This is a genomic window from Pseudomonas caspiana, from assembly GCF_002158995.1.
GTDB lineage: Bacteria > Pseudomonadota > Gammaproteobacteria > Pseudomonadales > Pseudomonadaceae > Aquipseudomonas > Aquipseudomonas caspiana.
Genome location: NZ_LOHF01000010.1, coordinates 64,179 through 79,635 on the forward strand (window position 1 = coordinate 64,179; position 15,457 = coordinate 79,635).

Genomic DNA, 15,457 nt, shown 5'->3' on the forward strand with positions numbered 1-15,457 from the left:
GGGAGAACCATCATGCTCAACTCCGAATCAAGCCAATGGCTGGATGCCCACGCCAACGCGCTTGACCTTGGCAGTCACGATCCTGAGCAGGTACTGGCGCAATTGGTCGCTGCGCAGGTGCTGGGTGTTGGCATCCCGAGCGAACAGGGCGGCAGCGGCGGTGATGTTGCGGATGCCGTCGAAGCGGTTGCACACGTGGCGGGCCACTCACTGGCCGCCGCGTTCGTGTTATGGGGCCAGCGGGCATTTATCGAATATTTGCTGTACAGCCCTAACACAGCATTGCGTCAGCGGTTGCTGCCGGATTTGCTCAGTGGTCAGTTGGCGGGTGCGACAGGGTTATCCAACGCGATGAAGTTCCTCTCGGGCATTGAGTCATTACAGATCAGTGCTCAGCCACACGCTGATGGCTGGTCGCTGAATGGCCGGCTGCACTGGGTGACGAACCTGCGCAAAAGTGGTTTTGTGGTCGCCGCGGCCATTGAGCACGAGCAGGGCGGCAAGCCGTTTATTCTCGCAATCCCACAGGTTGCCGAGGGCTTGCAGCGCACTGATGACCTGCAATTGATGGGACTGCAATCGAGCAACACCGCCGCACTGCAACTCAAGGACGTGCAACTGAACGCCGACTGGTTGCTGCACGAAGATGCCCGGCAGTTTCTGCCAGCAGTACGTCCGGCGTTTCTCGGGTTGCAATGCGGCATGTCGATAGGGCTTGCACGGCGCGCCTTCAAGGAGGTCGACAATCATTTACAGGGTTCGCGTTCAGTCCTGCGTGGTGAGCTGGAGGAGCACACGCTCCATTTACAAAACACCGTGGATGAACTCAAGCGTGGGCTGCTGGAGGGCCGCTTCCTGACTCAACCGGCGGCACTGTTTCGTCTGCGTATTGCCTTGGCCGAGTCGGCCGCGAGCGCGGTACAGCTGGAGCTCCAGGCCAGTGGCGGCAAAGCCTTTCTATGTGAATACGGCAGCCATTTCGCGCGGCGCTGGCGTGAGTCAGCGTTCCTGCCAATCGTCACGCCGAGTCTGGTGCAGCTACGTGCCGAGCTTCGTCGCCACGCCGCGGAAGACGCAGCATGAGTCGGCTGTTGCTGGAGGCGTCGGGTATCGGTCTGGGCTATGCCCGTGATGATGGCTGGCAGAGCGTGCTGGAAAATTTTGACCTGAAATTGGCCAAGGGCGAGGTCGTGTCCATTCTCGGCCCCAGCGGCGTCGGCAAGTCGAGCCTGCTGCGCGTGTTGGCAGGCCTGCAGACGGCCCGAGAAGGCAGTGTCAGCTTGCTGGGTGAACCTTTGAATGGCCCACATCCTCGGGTGGCCGTTGCCTTTCAGGATCCGAGTCTGCTGCCTTGGCTGACGCTGGAAAAGAACGTGGCGTTCGGACTCGATTTTGCTCGCCAGCCGCACCTGACTGACGTCGAGCGCGAGGCCCGTATCACTCAGGCGATCACAGAGGTGGGGCTGGATCATGTACGCCACTATCACCCGGCGCAACTGTCGGGTGGTATGGCCCAACGTACGGCTCTGGCCCGTTGCCTGGCGCGCCAGCCACAGGTGTTGCTGCTGGATGAGCCGTTCGGCGCGCTGGATGAAGTGACCCGTACGGACATGCAACAACTGTTGCTAAAAGTAATTGCGCGGCATGACACCGCAGCGTTGCTGATTACCCACGACATTGATGAAGCCTTGCTGCTCTCCGATCGAATCCTGCTACTGGGCAACACCCCGGCGCGGACGTTAGGCGAGTGGCGCATTGATCTGCCTCAGCCCCGGGCCGAGCTGGTCGAAGAACTGGGCACACTGCGTATCGAGATACTCAAAACCCTTCGGCGGGCGAGCCGCAATTCAAACAACACCCTTAAATCGCTCGACTCACCGGAGAATGGCAATGTGCCTGGACGACTTCAATCACACTCGTCGTGACTTTCTGAAACTCAGCGCAATACTGACGGCAGCGGGCGCATTACCCTTGCTCAACAGCTTGCAGGCAAGGGCTGCGGCTGAACCTGATGCTCCGGTGCGAATCGGTTACCTGCCTATCACCGACGCGACGCCGTTACTGGTGGCTCACAACAACGGTTTGTTCGAGGCGCAGGGCATCAAGGCAGAGCGGCCGGTTTTACTGCGCAGTTGGGCGCAGGTTATCGAGGCGTTTATCTCCGGGCAGGTCAACGTCATTCATTTGCTGTCACCGATGACTGTCTGGGCGCGTTACGCGAGCAAGGTGCCTGCCAAGGTGGTCGCGTGGAACCACGTCGGTGGCTCGGGCCTGACCGTTGCGCCCCACATCCACGACGTCAAACAACTGGGCGGCCAGACGGTGGCGATCCCGTTCTGGTACTCGGTACACAACGTTGTACTGCAAGGGCTGTTGCGTGATAACGGCTTGGTGCCGGTCAGCAAGTCAGGTGGTGCGGCACTGGGGGCCAATGAGGTCAACCTGATTGTGCTGCCTCCTTCAGACATGCCTCCGGCACTGGCCAGTAAGCGGATTGCGGGCTACATCGTCGCTGAACCTTTCAACGCCCTGGCCGAAGACCTCAAGGTCGGACGTATTCAGCGCTTCACAGGTGACCTGTGGCGCAACCATGCCTGCTGTGTGGTGTTCATGCACGAGCATGATTTGAATAACCGTCCCGAGTGGTCACAAAAAGTGGTCAACGCCATCGTGCAGGCTCAGGTCTGGACTCGTGACAATCGCGCCGAGGCGGCAAAGCTGCTTTCCAAAGAGGGCCAGAATCGCTATACGCCGCACGCCCAATCGGTGCTCGATCGAGTGTTGGCGCCTCAGGCTAGTGAGCGGCAAGGCTATCTGGCCAGCGGTGCCATCCAGCACGCGCAGTGGGATGAGCATCGGATCGATTTCCAGCCGTACCCTTATCCGAGTTACACCGAAGCACTGGTGCGCCGTCTGAAAGACACGTTGATCGAGGGCGACAAAGGCTTCCTTACCGACCTGGATCCGGCGTATGCCGCCCGCGACCTGGTGGATGATCGCTTTGTGCGCAACAGTATTGCGGCTGTGGGCGGCCTGAAGACCTTCGGGCTCGGGGATAGCTTCGAGCGCACTGAGGAGTTCGGCATTTGACGACGACCCGAAATTCCGCAGCCGGGCACATTGTGCTCGGCATTGTCGGGCTGCTTTGTCTGTTGCTCTTTTGGTGGGCAGGCACCCAGTTGTTTGGCGAAACGGACGGCTTGTCAGGGCGTTTTTCTCCTCAAGCGACTTTTGTCAGCCTGTGGGAGTTGCTGGGGCGGTCTGAGCTCTACGAGCACGTGCTGATCAGCCTGAAACGGATTGTCGTCGGCCTGTCGCTGGCGCTGCTGATTGGCGTTCCGCTGGGATTATTGATTGGCAGCTCGCGCAATCTTGAGGCCGCGACCACGCCAGCCTTTCAACTGTTGCGCATGATCTCGCCTTTGTCGTGGATGCCAGTGGTGGTGATGCTCATGGGCGTCGGTGATCAGCCGATCTATTTTCTGCTGACTTTCGCTGCCGTCTGGCCGATCTTGCTCAATACCGTGGCTGGGGTCAGGCAGCTTGATCCGCGCTGGCTGCAATTAAGCCGCAGCCTGAGTGCAACGCGTTGGGAGACACTCAGCAAAGTCATCGTGCCAGGCATTGTTGGTCATGTGCTGACTGGCACACGTCTATCGATCGGCGTTCTGTGGATCGTGCTGGTGCCGTGCGAAATGCTTGGGGTTAGTGCCGGGTTGGGCTATTTCATACTCGATACCCGTGACCGATTGGCGTATTCGGAATTGATGGCGATGGTGCTGGTGATTGGTTTTCTGGGGTATTTACTTGACGCGTTAGCCAGAAATCTACATCGACGCTGGGCTCATTGACGGAATACTGGCGTGCGAGGCTGCTTTTCTGCACGCTGGTTAGAACGTTTATTGCAGCCTTCGGCAGCTACAGGTCCAATGTATGCTTCGCGCAGTATGTCGAGGACACAATGGGTGTTCTTACAGAAATATCAGCCAGCCTCAGACACCGTGTGATGCGCCTCGCCCATTGATCGTCTAGCATGCGGTCCCGAAAACAATGAGCACATCCATGCAGAAGTTGCTGAACGAGATACTCGACGAAGTACGTCCGTTGATTGGAATGGGCAAAGTTGCCAACTACATTCCGGCGCTGGGCGAGGTCCCGGGGAATCAATTGGGCATTGCCGTGTACGGCAACGACGGTGAGCTGTATTGCGCAGGCGATGCCGAGACGCGTTTCTCTATCCAGAGTATTTCCAAGGTCTTCAGTCTGGTGCAGGCCATCGGGCATTCCGGGGAGGATATCTGGCAGCGTCTGGGTCATGAACCGTCGGGTCAACCGTTCAACTCGCTGGTGCAACTGGAGTTCGAGCGCGGCAAACCGCGTAACCCGTTCATCAATGCCGGGGCCCTGGTGATCTGCGATATCAATCAGTCGCGCTTCGCCGCGCCGGCATTGTCGATGCGCGACTTTGTGCGTCGCCTTTGCGGTAACCCCGAGATCATTTCCGACTCGAAAGTTGCCGAGTCCGAATACCAGCACCGCTCACGCAACGCAGCTGCGGCCTATCTGATGAAATCCTTCGACAATTTTCATGGCGAGGTTGAGGCGGTCCTGCGCAGCTATTTCCATCACTGCGCCTTGAGCATGAGCTGCGTCGACCTGGCCCGTGCCTTTGGCTTTCTTGCCAATCAGGGCTATTGCGTACACAGCGGCGAGCAAATCCTCAGCGCACGGCAGACCAAGCAACTCAACTCGATCATGGCCACGAGTGGCCTGTACGACGAAGCGGGCAATTTCGCCTATCGAGTCGGCTTGCCCGGCAAGAGCGGGGTCGGCGGCGGTATCGTCGCCGTGGTACCGGGGCGTTTCACGGTGTGCGTCTGGTCGCCTGAGCTCAATGCGGCAGGCAATTCGCTGGCGGGCATGGCTGCTCTGGAAAAACTCAGTTCGCGGATTGAATGGTCGGTGTTCTGACCGCGGATTGACCGCCATTCAGGAAAACTCCGAGCATTCACGCTTCTGCGCGGGTCTATTGAATTCGAATCAGCTGCCATGCGGTTGATTCAAATTTCACTAGCGCCAGGGGAAGCATGCTTTTGAATCGATCAATGCTGCCGGTTTTCGGGTTTTCGCTCCGTGTTCCAGAGGTACTCAAGCCACTGCTGATTGTGCTTGGCGGTCTGCTGCTTGCTGCCTGCGGCACACAACGCAGCCAGCAGGCACCTGAGCTGACGCCGGGCCAGGTACGCGCGCAGATCGTGCGGCTGATGCCCGCCAAAACGCCTGATCGAGAAGGCTGGGCCGCTGATATTCAGACTGCTTTTGCAGCGCAGGAATTGGAGCCCAGCACCGAAAACCTGTGTTCCGTATTGGCAGTGACCGAGCAGGAATCCACTTATCAAGTCGACCCGGCTGTCCCGGGAATGGCCAGAATTGCTCGCGGCGAAATAGATCGTCGTGCCGCCCGGCTGCACATCCCTCAGGTGCTCATCAACCGCGCTTTGAAGATCCGCTCGCCCAACGGTAAAACCTATGCAGCGCGACTTGACGCGGCGCGTACGGAGAAGGACCTCAGTGCGATCTTTGATGACTTCATTGGCATGGTACCCATGGGCCAGACTCTGTTCGGCAGTCTCAATCCGGTGCATACCGGCGGGCCGATGCAAGTCAGCATCGCCTTCGCCGAGAAACAGGCCAAGGGTTATCCGTATCCGATAGACGGGACCATTCGCCGGGAAGTGTTCAGTCGCCGTGGCGGCATGTATTTCGGGATCGCGCATTTGCTCGGTTACCCCGCAGATTATCCGCAGTCGCTTTACCGTTTTGCGGACTTCAATGCTGGTTGGTACGCCAGTCGCAATGCGGCCTTTCAGAGTGCTGTCAGCCGTGCTACGGGCATCAAGCTGGCGCTGGACGGTGACCTGATCCGCTATGACTCGACGTCGCCGGGCGCGACCGAGTTGGCGATTCGCACATTGGGCAAGCGTCTGGACATGAGCAACTCGGCGATTTTCAGCCAGCTCAAACAGGGTGACACGCTGGATTTCCAGGAGACCGAAGTTTACGAGCGGGTCTTCGAGCTGGCTGAGCAGGCTGCAGGCAAGCCCCTGCCTCGAGCTATCTTGCCGGGGATTACGCTGCAAAGCCCCAAGATCACTCGGGACTTGACTACCGCGTGGTTCGCCGAGCGGGTTGATGATCGACGTGAGCGTTGCGTGCAGCGGGCCGGGCGCTAGGTTTGTTCTTGCCAACTGACGTCGGTTAATCCCGAGCGTTCGGCGTGATGCTTGAGCACGACGATTTCCTCGGAAGGCGGTGTCAGATCATGCATTAGGCCAATGCCTGCGTGCAGGCAAGCGTAGTACCAGGCATCGCTGTCGGTCATTTGTGAGTCAGTTTGTACGAACAGTTTCATTTGCCCGTGGATTCGGTAGCGGATCTCGAAATGTCGGCGGATTGCCATAGGTCGCTCCAAGTGTGGTAGCGCTATGACACTAGTGGCGTTCTGATAGTTCAGTTGCCTTGGCTTAGCTTTTCCAGAGTCGATGGATCATGGCGGCCATTAAAGAATGTATCGAGTACGCCCTGAAATACTTTGCGCTCAGGCGCGGCGGTGGCAAACAGGGTCATGCTGGAGTGCAGTTTCATGTCGTCCGGTGAACCGAATATCTGTCGTGCCGTCCACTGCAATTGCGGCTCGATTATTTTTGCGCATTGCTCAAGCCGTGGCCCAAGAAGCGGATGCGCAAGATAAGCCAAGGCTTCGTCCAGGCAGGTAATCGCATAGCGGCGGGCCATTTCGCTATGGCCCAGCCCGCTGATCTGCGGAAACACGAACCACATCCAGTGGCTGTGTTTGCGACCGGCACGCAGTTCACTGAGCACCTGATTGAATACCGGCGCCTGGGCGTCGACGAAACGCTGCAAATCGTAGGTGTCTTCCATGTCACAGGTCCTCAGGGCTTATGATGTGAGCTTAGCCGGTTGCACAGTTAACATGTTTTGTAGGAGCTGCCGCAGGCTGCGATGAGCAGTGTGTCAGCATGAATGCCTTCGCAGCCTTCGGCAGCTCTTACGGTTTTACGATCCTGCATCTTCAAGAGTCCCCCCCGCGCATGCCCGTTGTCAGTCGCTTCACCGCTTTTCTCGATCAGGCACGCCGTGCCATGGGGTTGGTCTGGACCACGTCCCGAGGTTTGTCGATCGGTTTGATTATCGCCACGTTGATGGCGGGCGTGCTGCCAGCCCTGGCCGCGTGGCTCGGCCAGCGTATCGTCGATGCGGTGGTTGCCGCCATGCAATTGCACGCTACAGCGGGTGAGGCGCCATTATGGCCGGTGTTGCGTTACGTGTTGCTGGAGGCTGGTGTCCTGGCGCTGCTGGCCGGGACTCAACGGGCGTTGTCCGTTCAGCAATCGCTGCTGCGCGTTCAGCTGGGGCAGAAGGTCAATACGCTGATTCTGGAGAAAGCCCAGACCCTGTCGCTGACCCAGTTCGAAGACTCCGAGTTCTACGACAAGCTGGTGCGGGTCCGTCGCGAGGCGTCGACCCGGCCTTTGGCGCTGGTGACTAAATCCCTCGGGCTGATCCAGAATCTGATTTCCCTGATCAGCTTCGGCATTTTGCTGGTGCATTTTTCGCCGTGGGCGTTGTTGATTCTGGTGATCGGTGCGTTGCCGGTGTTCTTCGCCGAGGCGCATTTTTCCGGCGATGCATTCCGGCTGTTCACCCGCCGAGCCCCGGAAAGCCGTCAGCAGAATTACATCGAAACGCTGCTATCCCATGAAACCTACATCAAGGAGGTCAAGCTGTTTGGCTTCGGCCCGTTGCTGATGCAGCGTTATCGCGACACCTTCCAGCGGTTGTACGCCGAAGACCGTAAGCTCACCCTGCGCCGCGACGGCTGGGGTTTCCTGCTCGGTCTGCTGGGCACCAGTGCGTTCTATCTGGCCTATGCGTGGATTGTGATCGACGCTGTGCACGGGCGGATCACACTGGGGCAGATGACCATGTACCTGGTGCTGTTCAAGCAGGGGCAAAGTGCGGTCAGCAGTAGCCTGAGTGCAATCAGCGGGCTGTACGAAGATGGTTTGTACCTGGCCGATCTGTACGAATATCTCGGGCAGCCTGTGCCAGTAGCGACCGGTCATCTGACCGAAGGCGTATTGCCCGGCGACGGCATGCGTTTTGAAAACGTGAGCTTCAGTTATCCCGGCTCCAGCCATGTGACTCTGGAGAACATCGACCTGCATTTGGCTCCAGGTCGCAGCGTGGCGTTGGTCGGTGAAAATGGATCCGGAAAAACCACCTTGATCAAGCTGCTGACCCGTCTGTATCGACCCAATCAGGGACGCATTGTGCTTGATGGCAGTGACCTCAATGACTGGGACGAAGATGCATTGCGACGGCGCATCGGGGTGATTTTTCAGGATTACATTCGCTATCAATTCGTGGTTGGTGAAAACCTGGGCGTGGGTGACATCGATGCGTTTGGCGAAGAAAACCGTTGGCGCGAGGCAGCCGGTCAGGGCATGGCCGCGGAGTTCATCGAGCGGCTGGACAAGGGTTATGCCACGCAACTGGGTAGGTGGTTTGCCGGTGGTCAGGAGTTGTCAGGCGGGCAGTGGCAGAAGATCGCCTTGTCGCGGGCTTACATGCGCCGTAACGCCGACATTTTGATTCTGGACGAGCCAACTGCAGCACTGGATGCCGGGGCGGAGGCTGCAGTATTCGATCACTTCCGCGAGTACGCCAAAGGGCGCATGACGCTGCTGATTTCCCACCGGTTCTCCAGCGTGCGCAACGCTGACCATATCGTGGTGCTGGATCAGGGCAGGGTGCTGGAGCGAGGCGATCATGCCAGCCTGGTGACAGCGGGCGGCCGCTATGCCGAGTTGTTTGATTTGCAGGCGCGAGGGTATCGGTAAGTAACATAACTCTTACTTCATGTTTCATTGCTTGCCCGTAACACAAAGCGCGGTGTATCACCTTGGGTTGAATATTCTTGGCTCAGGAGAGATTGCACATGCGCGCTGCACAGATTGCCGGTTTCATGCTGGCTCTGACATTACCCATAGGGGCGATGGCCGATACACCCAGCTATGGCAAGCAACTTGAGGGTTTTAAATACCCTTATCCATTGAGCAAATTCGAATTCGAGTCCCAGGGTAAAAAGCTGGAAATGGGTTATATGGATGTCGCCGCCCAAGGCAAAGCCAACGGTAAAACCGTGGTGCTGATGCATGGCAAGAATTTCTGCGGCGCAACCTGGGAAGACAGCATCAAGGCCCTGAGCAGCGCAGGTTATCGTGTCGTCGCGCCGGACCAGATCGGCTTCTGCAGCTCTAGCAAACCCGATAATTACCAATACACCTTCCAGCAATTGGCGACTAACACCCACGCGTTACTTGCCAAACTGGGCGTCGACAAGGCGACCATAATCGGTCACTCCACTGGCGGTATGCTCGCCACTCGTTATGCCCTCATGTACCCGCAGCAGACCCAGCAACTGGTCATGGTCAACCCCATCGGGCTGGAAGACTGGAAAGCCTTGGGTGTGCCGTATCGAACCGTCGATCAATGGTACGCGCGTGAGCTGAAAGTCACGGCCGAAGGCATTCGCAAGTACGAGCAGAACACCTATTACGCAGGCCGCTGGAAGCCCGAATACGATAAGTGGGTCGATATGCTCGCGGGTCTGAGCAAAGGGCCGGGCAAGGAAGCGGTGGCGTGGAACTCGGCGCTGATCTACGACATGATTTTCACTCAGCCGGTGTTCTACGAGTTCCCGAAAGTCAGCGTTCCGACCTTGCTGATGATTGGCGATGCGGACACCACAGCCATCGGCAGCGACATTGTTTCGCCGGAGCTCAAGGCCAGGCTGGGTAATTACAAAGTGTTGGGTAAAGACGTGGCGAAGATGATCCCCGGCGCAAAACTGGTGGAATTCCCGGGCTTGGGGCATGCGCCGCAGATGGAGGACCCGGTTGGGTTTAACAAAGCGTTGATCACGGGGTTGGGTGGGAAGTAACCGAGACGCTATGTTTTGCTGGCTACAGGGTGACTTTATCGCGGGCAAGGCTCGCTCTCACAAGAGATCGCATTCTCCTGTGGGAGCGAGGCTTGCCCGCGATAAGGTTGGCCCGGTTCAGGTTTGCAAATGATCTCCAAACTTCAATTCAACAGCTCTGCGAACGCTTTGTCCGCCTCCAGCACGGCGGGCAGTGCGGCGAACAGCGCGTCCAGATCGACACCCTCGGTCAGCGGTCCGGTTACTGCCTGTTGCGCTTCGGGCGTGGCACCGCCGTGGGCTTCGAGCGCATCGGAAATCAGCATCGCCTGAGCCACGATACGGGGAAGGGGAGCATCGGCTGGCGCTTGCAGAGGTTTTGCCTGATAGGCAATGGCTTGCTGGATGACCACCGGTAACTGCCAGCGCCGAGCCAGTTCGGCACCGACTTCGGGATAGCCAAAACCCAGTTGCATCGTTTCATTGGCTGCGCGGCCTGGGGTACCGGTCTTGCTCCCGGCATTGATCCGCTCGGCGACTTCTGGTGCGCCGGTCTGGATCAACAATTCGCCGATGTCATGCATCACGCCGCAGGTAAACGCAATTTCCGCGTCCTGACCGCTCTGCTTGGCCAGAATCCGGCAAATACCCGCCACCTGAAAACTCTTCAGCCAGAACCCTTTCAGATCAAAGCTTGGCCCGGCCTTGAACGCACCGGTCACCGCCGAAGCCAGCACCAGCGTACGCAACGTGTTAAATCCCAGGCGCATCGCCGCGTCTTCAATGCTCGATGATTCACGTGAACCGCGAAACCTTGACGAGTTGGCCAGACGCAAAATCTTCGCCGAAATCACCGGGTCCTTTTCGATGTTGCGAGCGATGCTTTCCAGGCTGGAAGAAGGGCTGTCAAATTGCTGGATCAAGTCCTGCGCGACTTTGGGAATGCTGGGGAGACTGGGTAACTTGGTGAACAGCGTTTCAATATCCATGGAAGACTCACCTTTTTTTCGACCTGAAACAGAACGATAGGTGATTTTGGCGAGGCTGCATGGCCAGCGATCGTTAAATGCGTGAAACAGTAGGCAAATCCGGTATCACGGATTCGTAAGGCCGGCCAAAGCCGCTCCTACGACCTTCATCGTTGTAGGAGCGGCTTTAGCCGCGAGGGGAGATGCGAATGTTTAACCCAGCACCGGCGTAATCAACTCACCCTCATCGATGTAACGACTCAGATTGGCGAACACCAGATCCGCCATGGCCTTGCGGGTTTCGTAAGTGCCGCTGCCGATGTGCGGAGTCAACACTACCTGATCCAGGCTGATCAGTTCGGCTGGCACATTTGGCTCATCCTCGAACACATCCAGCCCGGCACCGGCGATTTCTCCCGCCTGCAGGGACGCGATCAGAGCTTTTTCGTCGACGACCGTACCGCGTGCAACGTTGATCAGGAACGAGTCCGAACCCAATGCCTTGAGCACCGAAGCGCTGATCAGCTTCTCGGTGTCGGCACCGCCCGGCACGATCACCACCAGATAATCACTGACTTTGGCCAGTTCGTGGAGGTCGGCGTAATGCGTGTAAGACACATCCGGATATGCCTGGCCGCGACGGAAATAAGCAATGTTCATGTCGAACGCTGCAGCGCGGGTCGCGATGGTTTTACCTATTTTGCCGAGGCCTACAATGCCGCAGGTTTTGCCTGCGAGATCACGACCCAGCGGGAATTTGCCGTCTGGCCATTTACCTGCCCGCACAAAACGCTCGGCTTCGCTGATCTTGCGGCTCACGCAGAGCATCAGCGCGAGGGCAGTCTCTGCAACGGCCTTGTTCAATACATCCGGGGTGTTACTGAATTTGATGCCGCGGCCCGACAAGTAGTCGGTGTCTATGGCGTCGTAACCCACGCCGAAGCTGGTCACGACTTCGAGATTTGGCAGACGCTCCAGCACTTGATTGTCCGTGCCGTAAACAGCGCTGGTGACGATGGCGCGAATGTTCTTGCCATGGGTAGAGAGCCAGGCTTCCAGGTCCGCAATCTCCCAGCGATTGTGCACGGTAAAGTCCCGGGCCAGCGCTTCAGTGAGAGAGGCGTGCATCTGGCCCCAGACCAGTACTTCGGCTTTGCTTTGAGTCATAGTGGATCGCTCGTCATTTTATTTTTGAAAAACATGAAGGCATGCTTGGCGTCATATGTCATCGTACAACTACGCTCTGATCATATACGCATGCTGCCGTCATTCAAGCCTGAATGTTCGATCCAGAGCCTGTCGAGGCGTTCATTAAACCTTCTAGCCAGCCGCTTGCCGACCTTTCGGTCCCGTTTCCAGAATCAACAGTGCCAGCCCGATAGCGAGGACGATGCCACCCAGCAACCAGGCGCCGGCAGCCTGAAATATCGGCAGGGTCAACGCACCACCCATCGCCATGCGCGCGAGCAGGTAACCAAACACCGGTGTCAGCAGGGCGCTGAAAGTAAAGACCAGAAAGTTGATCGCACCGGTCGCACTGCCTTTGACGTTGTCGGCGTTGACTTCCTTGATGATCGAGTAGGGAATCATCGCTGCGCCGGAACCGATACCCAGCAGCAACCCGAACAGATACGGCGGGGCAAATCCGGCCGGCAAATACAGGATCGACGCGCTGGCGATCAGCATCAACGTCGCGCCACCGATCAGCACTGGTTTACGTCTGCCAATGCGGTCGGAAATATAACCGAGCAGCGGGCAACCTATCACCCAGCCCAGAGGGATCATGCTGCTGCGATTGACTGCTTCGCTATAGCTGACCGCCAGGCCGTCACGCAGGAATGGCACGCCCCAGATCATGTCGCCAATCGTCGTCGGCAGAAACAGCAGGCCAGCCGTGAAGCCGCATAACCAGGACTGCGGATTACTCAGCACTTGCTTGTAGGGCGTCAGCACCGAACCCAGCGAGTTGCTGCTCCCCGCAGGCCTTGGATCGTGACCTTTGGGCGTCATGAACAACACCAGTACCGCGATGACGAACAGGCAACCGGCGGCGATGAACCAGAATTGCTGCCACGCGATGGTGCCGTGAATGATCGGCCCCACCGCAAACTGTCCCGCGAAACCACCCATCATGCCGAAGCATTGAGTGAAACCGACGGCAGTGGCCAGGTAACGAGGCGGGAAGCCGTGCGTTGCCAGATAGACCGCGCCGATGAAGGCGCAGGCAGACCCGGCGCCTTGCAGCAGGCGACCGATTTGCGCGACTTGCAGCTCACCCAGCCCGAATAGTGCAGCACCCACGGCAACCATCAGAATACCCGCCGGTATCACGTACTTGGCGCCCAGTCTGTCCAGTGCAGCGCCCGCAATAATCGAGAAAATCGAGTAGGTGTAGTAATACAGACCTACCAGCGCACTGACTGCGACCACGTCGCGGCCGAATGCTTCGGTCAGTTCCGGCATCATCACCCCGGGCGCCGAGCGCAGGGCGTATTGAACAAAGTAGAAGAGGGCGCAGAACAGCCAGGCGATGACAAATCCCATGTGCAGCGGTTCGGAGCGTGCGGATAGATGTGCGGATGACGCAGGAGGCATGACAGTGGCCTTGTTGGTCGGGGGGTAACCTGCAGCCTAGACGCTTTTCCTGACTCAATCGCTGCGCCGGATCAATGGATAGGCATTGAAGCGGCTCTTACAGTGCCGTTAGCAGCAAACGTCGCCCCTGTAGGAGTGACCGGGGCGGCGATCCACATTGCCCGCGATAGCGTCAGTACAGGCGACTTATTCATCGACAGAAAAATCGAATCGAGCAAGCTCACTCTCATCAAATTAATGGATTGAAATGCATTGTCTGTAGGAGCTGCCGAAGGCTGCGAAGCATTTCTCCTGATACACCGCGATCGCAGCCTTCGGCAGCTCCTACAGGTTCAATTTTTGCAGCGCGCACAGAAAGGCATGACCAAAAAAAGGCGCTCGTGAGAGCGCCTGAAACACCTTGATTGCAGAGCGGGAGCTTCCAAGGCGGTGTTGCTAAATCCTCAGACTGCTCTTCACAGAACGCTCAGCGGATACTCGACAATCACCCTGACCTCATCAAGGTCTGATTCGAATGCAGTCGCTCGGGTAGTGGCCTGTCGCACGCGCAGTGACAGGTCCTTAAGGTTGCCGGTCTGCACGATGTATTTCGCTTCGATATCCCGTTCCCAGCGCTTCTGATCAGTGAGTGGATTGCCATCCGCATCCCGGCGCATGTAAGTGCTGTTCGCGTTGGTGTAGTCGGCATCGGTACCTTTGCCGTAGCGCGTCATGAACGACAGGCCGGGCACACCAAAGGTGGTCATGTCCAGGTTGTAGGTGACCATCCACGAGCGCTCTTTCGGCGAGTTGAAGTCGCTGTACTGGATAGAGTTAGCGAGGTAGATCGAGTCGGACTGTCTGAGGTAGTCGAAGTCATCGTCGCCTTCATTTCGCTGGTGCGAGAGGGCCAATGTATGAGCGCCGTACTGAAGGCCGATCTTTGCACTCCAGATGTCATTGTCGAATTCGCCGAGGAGCTTTTTGCCTTCGTCGGTCGCGTTGTAGTAGTTCAGGCTGCCGGTCAGCGCCAGATTATCCGAGAGCGGCAGCGTGTAAGAAGTGGATGCGTACGTCTGATCCCAGGCGTCTTTCAGCCTGCTGGTGTACAGCCCCAGACTCAAGCGGTCAGTGGCATTGTAATCGCCCCCGAAATAAGCAACCCACGGTGCGTTGACCGAACCTGCATAAAACGTCGCGAAGTTATCGCGCATGCCGCTGGAGGCTGGCTGGCTCATTGAATGAAGGCGCCCACCCTGGAGGGTTAAGCCACTGATACTTGTGTTGGTCGCCGTGACGCCGCGAAAGCTTTCAGGCAGGAGCCGCGAGTCGCCAAAGGAGACCACCGGGGTTGATGGAAAAACATCCCCGACCTTCACCACCGTATCGAATGCTCTGGCTTTCAGCGCGCCGCCGACCTTGCTGTAGTTGTCTTCGGCCTCGCCATCACTGTCGACCGGCAGCACATCGAAGGAGCTGCGTCCGCCGTTACGGCCATCACCGGTATCAAGCTTGATGCCCAGCATGGCAAAGGCGTCGACACCGACCCCGAACGTACCCTGGGTGAAACCCGACTCGAATTTGCCGATGACGCCTTGTGCCCACGCTTCGGAATAGCCATTGCCGGTGGGGCTTGACTCGCCTTTGCGGTGGTCACGGTTCATGTAGAAACTTCGGTTGAGCACGGTCAGCGTGCTGCCCTCGATGAACCCTTCCTTTTGCTCCTCTGCATAAGCAGCAAGCGGTGTGACACTCGCGATTGTCGAAAGCACGGCCAAAGATAATTTGTTGAGATGAGTCATGTTCGCTCCGTTCAAATCGGCAGATTTCTTATGTGTCGACCTGGCTTTTTTATAAGTTCGAGCGCTGCCAGTGGGCACAATCTTGACGAGTGGAAGGTAACAACGAG

Annotated in this window: 14 protein-coding genes; 8 read left to right on the forward strand and 6 right to left on the reverse strand. The window is 57.8% G+C overall.

The genetic code is table 11. From position 1 onward, the window contains the following. The first annotated feature begins 12 nt into the window (after positions 1-12). The 6 genes from AUC60_RS13585 (at position 13) to AUC60_RS13610 (ending at position 6,233) form a co-directional block, all read left to right on the forward strand. Positions 13-1,083: an acyl-CoA dehydrogenase family protein gene (locus tag AUC60_RS13585; RefSeq protein ID WP_087268011.1), complete on the forward strand. Its 1,071-nt coding sequence runs from the start codon at positions 13-15 to the stop codon at positions 1,081-1,083. Then, the gene (locus AUC60_RS13590; RefSeq protein ID WP_087268013.1) at positions 1,080-1,925 is read left to right on the forward strand and encodes an ABC transporter ATP-binding protein; all 846 of its coding nucleotides are present in this window, start codon (positions 1,080-1,082) and stop codon (positions 1,923-1,925) included. Before AUC60_RS13585 ends, AUC60_RS13590 begins: the two co-directional genes overlap by 4 nt. Continuing rightward, positions 1,891-3,090 carry an ABC transporter substrate-binding protein gene (locus AUC60_RS13595; RefSeq protein WP_087268017.1) on the forward strand — a complete coding sequence of 400 codons (1,200 nt, stop codon included), beginning with the start codon at positions 1,891-1,893 and terminating at the stop codon, positions 3,088-3,090. Before AUC60_RS13590 ends, AUC60_RS13595 begins: the two co-directional genes overlap by 35 nt. Before the next feature lie 29 nt (positions 3,091-3,119). Continuing rightward, complete coding sequence (locus AUC60_RS13600) at positions 3,120-3,851, forward strand: ABC transporter permease (RefSeq protein ID WP_167384349.1); 732 nt, start codon at positions 3,120-3,122, stop codon at positions 3,849-3,851. 211 nt (positions 3,852-4,062) lie between these two features. After that, positions 4,063-4,971, forward strand: a complete 909-nt coding sequence (gene glsB / locus AUC60_RS13605) for a glutaminase B (RefSeq protein WP_087268023.1) — start codon at positions 4,063-4,065, stop codon at positions 4,969-4,971. A 116-nt stretch (positions 4,972-5,087) separates the two neighbouring features. Beyond that, on the forward strand, positions 5,088-6,233 hold the full coding sequence (locus tag AUC60_RS13610) for a DUF1615 domain-containing protein (RefSeq protein WP_405623476.1): 1,146 nt from the start codon (positions 5,088-5,090) through the stop codon (positions 6,231-6,233). On the opposite strand, the gene AUC60_RS13615 is transcribed toward AUC60_RS13610, so the two are convergent. After that, positions 6,230-6,460: a DUF6555 family protein gene (locus tag AUC60_RS13615; RefSeq protein ID WP_087268025.1), complete on the reverse strand. Its 231-nt coding sequence runs from the start codon at positions 6,458-6,460 to the stop codon at positions 6,230-6,232. The two genes, AUC60_RS13610 and AUC60_RS13615, sit on opposite strands and share 4 nt — an antisense overlap. 50 nt (positions 6,461-6,510) lie before the next feature. Further along, on the reverse strand, positions 6,511-6,942 hold the full coding sequence (locus AUC60_RS13620; protein ID WP_087268028.1) for a DUF1810 domain-containing protein: 432 nt from the start codon (positions 6,940-6,942) through the stop codon (positions 6,511-6,513). A 170-nt stretch (positions 6,943-7,112) separates the two neighbouring features. Between AUC60_RS13620 and AUC60_RS13625 the strand changes: the two genes are divergently transcribed. Both AUC60_RS13625 and AUC60_RS13630 read left to right on the forward strand, forming a co-directional pair. Next, positions 7,113-8,924, forward strand: coding sequence for an ABC transporter ATP-binding protein (locus tag AUC60_RS13625; RefSeq protein WP_087268334.1), 1,812 nt, complete (start codon positions 7,113-7,115; stop codon positions 8,922-8,924). 98 nt (positions 8,925-9,022) lie between these two features. After that, positions 9,023-10,027 carry an alpha/beta fold hydrolase gene (locus AUC60_RS13630; protein WP_087268031.1) on the forward strand — a complete coding sequence of 335 codons (1,005 nt, stop codon included), beginning with the start codon at positions 9,023-9,025 and terminating at the stop codon, positions 10,025-10,027. 143 nt (positions 10,028-10,170) lie between these two features. Here AUC60_RS13630 and AUC60_RS13635 read toward each other — a convergent pair whose 3' ends face one another. From AUC60_RS13635 to AUC60_RS13650, 4 genes are all read right to left on the reverse strand, one after another. Beyond that, positions 10,171-10,995 (reverse strand): HDOD domain-containing protein, encoded by an 825-nt coding sequence (locus AUC60_RS13635; protein WP_087268034.1) that lies wholly within the window; start codon positions 10,993-10,995, stop codon positions 10,171-10,173. A 192-nt stretch (positions 10,996-11,187) separates the two neighbouring features. Next, entirely contained in the window at positions 11,188-12,141 is a 954-nt protein-coding gene (locus tag AUC60_RS13640; RefSeq protein WP_087268037.1) for a 2-hydroxyacid dehydrogenase, read from the reverse strand. Between the two features lie 153 nt (positions 12,142-12,294). Then, positions 12,295-13,518: an MFS transporter gene (locus AUC60_RS13645; protein WP_238599576.1), complete on the reverse strand. Its 1,224-nt coding sequence runs from the start codon at positions 13,516-13,518 to the stop codon at positions 12,295-12,297. A 506-nt stretch (positions 13,519-14,024) separates the two neighbouring features. Then, complete coding sequence (locus AUC60_RS13650) at positions 14,025-15,350, reverse strand: OprD family porin (protein ID WP_087268045.1); 1,326 nt, start codon at positions 15,348-15,350, stop codon at positions 14,025-14,027. Between the last annotated feature and the right edge of the window lie 107 nt (positions 15,351-15,457).

Bases quoted from the DNA above. Each gene is read 5' to 3' on its own strand.
- AUC60_RS13585 (WP_087268011.1), top strand. From the start codon at position 13: ATGCTCAACTCCGAATCAAGCCAATGGCTGGATGCCCACGCCAACGCG.
- AUC60_RS13590 (WP_087268013.1), top strand. From the start codon at position 1,080: ATGAGTCGGCTGTTGCTGGAGGCGTCGGGTATCGGTCTGGGCTATGCC.
- AUC60_RS13595 (WP_087268017.1), top strand. From the start codon at position 1,891: ATGTGCCTGGACGACTTCAATCACACTCGTCGTGACTTTCTGAAACTC.
- glsB (WP_087268023.1), top strand. From the start codon at position 4,063: ATGCAGAAGTTGCTGAACGAGATACTCGACGAAGTACGTCCGTTGATT.
- AUC60_RS13610 (WP_405623476.1), top strand. From the start codon at position 5,088: ATGCTTTTGAATCGATCAATGCTGCCGGTTTTCGGGTTTTCGCTCCGT.
- AUC60_RS13615 (WP_087268025.1), bottom strand. From the start codon at position 6,460: ATGGCAATCCGCCGACATTTCGAGATCCGCTACCGAATCCACGGGCAA.
- AUC60_RS13620 (WP_087268028.1), bottom strand. From the start codon at position 6,942: ATGGAAGACACCTACGATTTGCAGCGTTTCGTCGACGCCCAGGCGCCG.
- AUC60_RS13625 (WP_087268334.1), top strand. From the start codon at position 7,113: ATGCCCGTTGTCAGTCGCTTCACCGCTTTTCTCGATCAGGCACGCCGT.
- AUC60_RS13630 (WP_087268031.1), top strand. From the start codon at position 9,023: ATGCGCGCTGCACAGATTGCCGGTTTCATGCTGGCTCTGACATTACCC.
- AUC60_RS13635 (WP_087268034.1), bottom strand. From the start codon at position 10,995: ATGGATATTGAAACGCTGTTCACCAAGTTACCCAGTCTCCCCAGCATT.
- AUC60_RS13640 (WP_087268037.1), bottom strand. From the start codon at position 12,141: ATGACTCAAAGCAAAGCCGAAGTACTGGTCTGGGGCCAGATGCACGCC.
- AUC60_RS13645 (WP_238599576.1), bottom strand. From the start codon at position 13,518: ATGGGATTTGTCATCGCCTGGCTGTTCTGCGCCCTCTTCTACTTTGTT.
- AUC60_RS13650 (WP_087268045.1), bottom strand. From the start codon at position 15,350: ATGACTCATCTCAACAAATTATCTTTGGCCGTGCTTTCGACAATCGCG.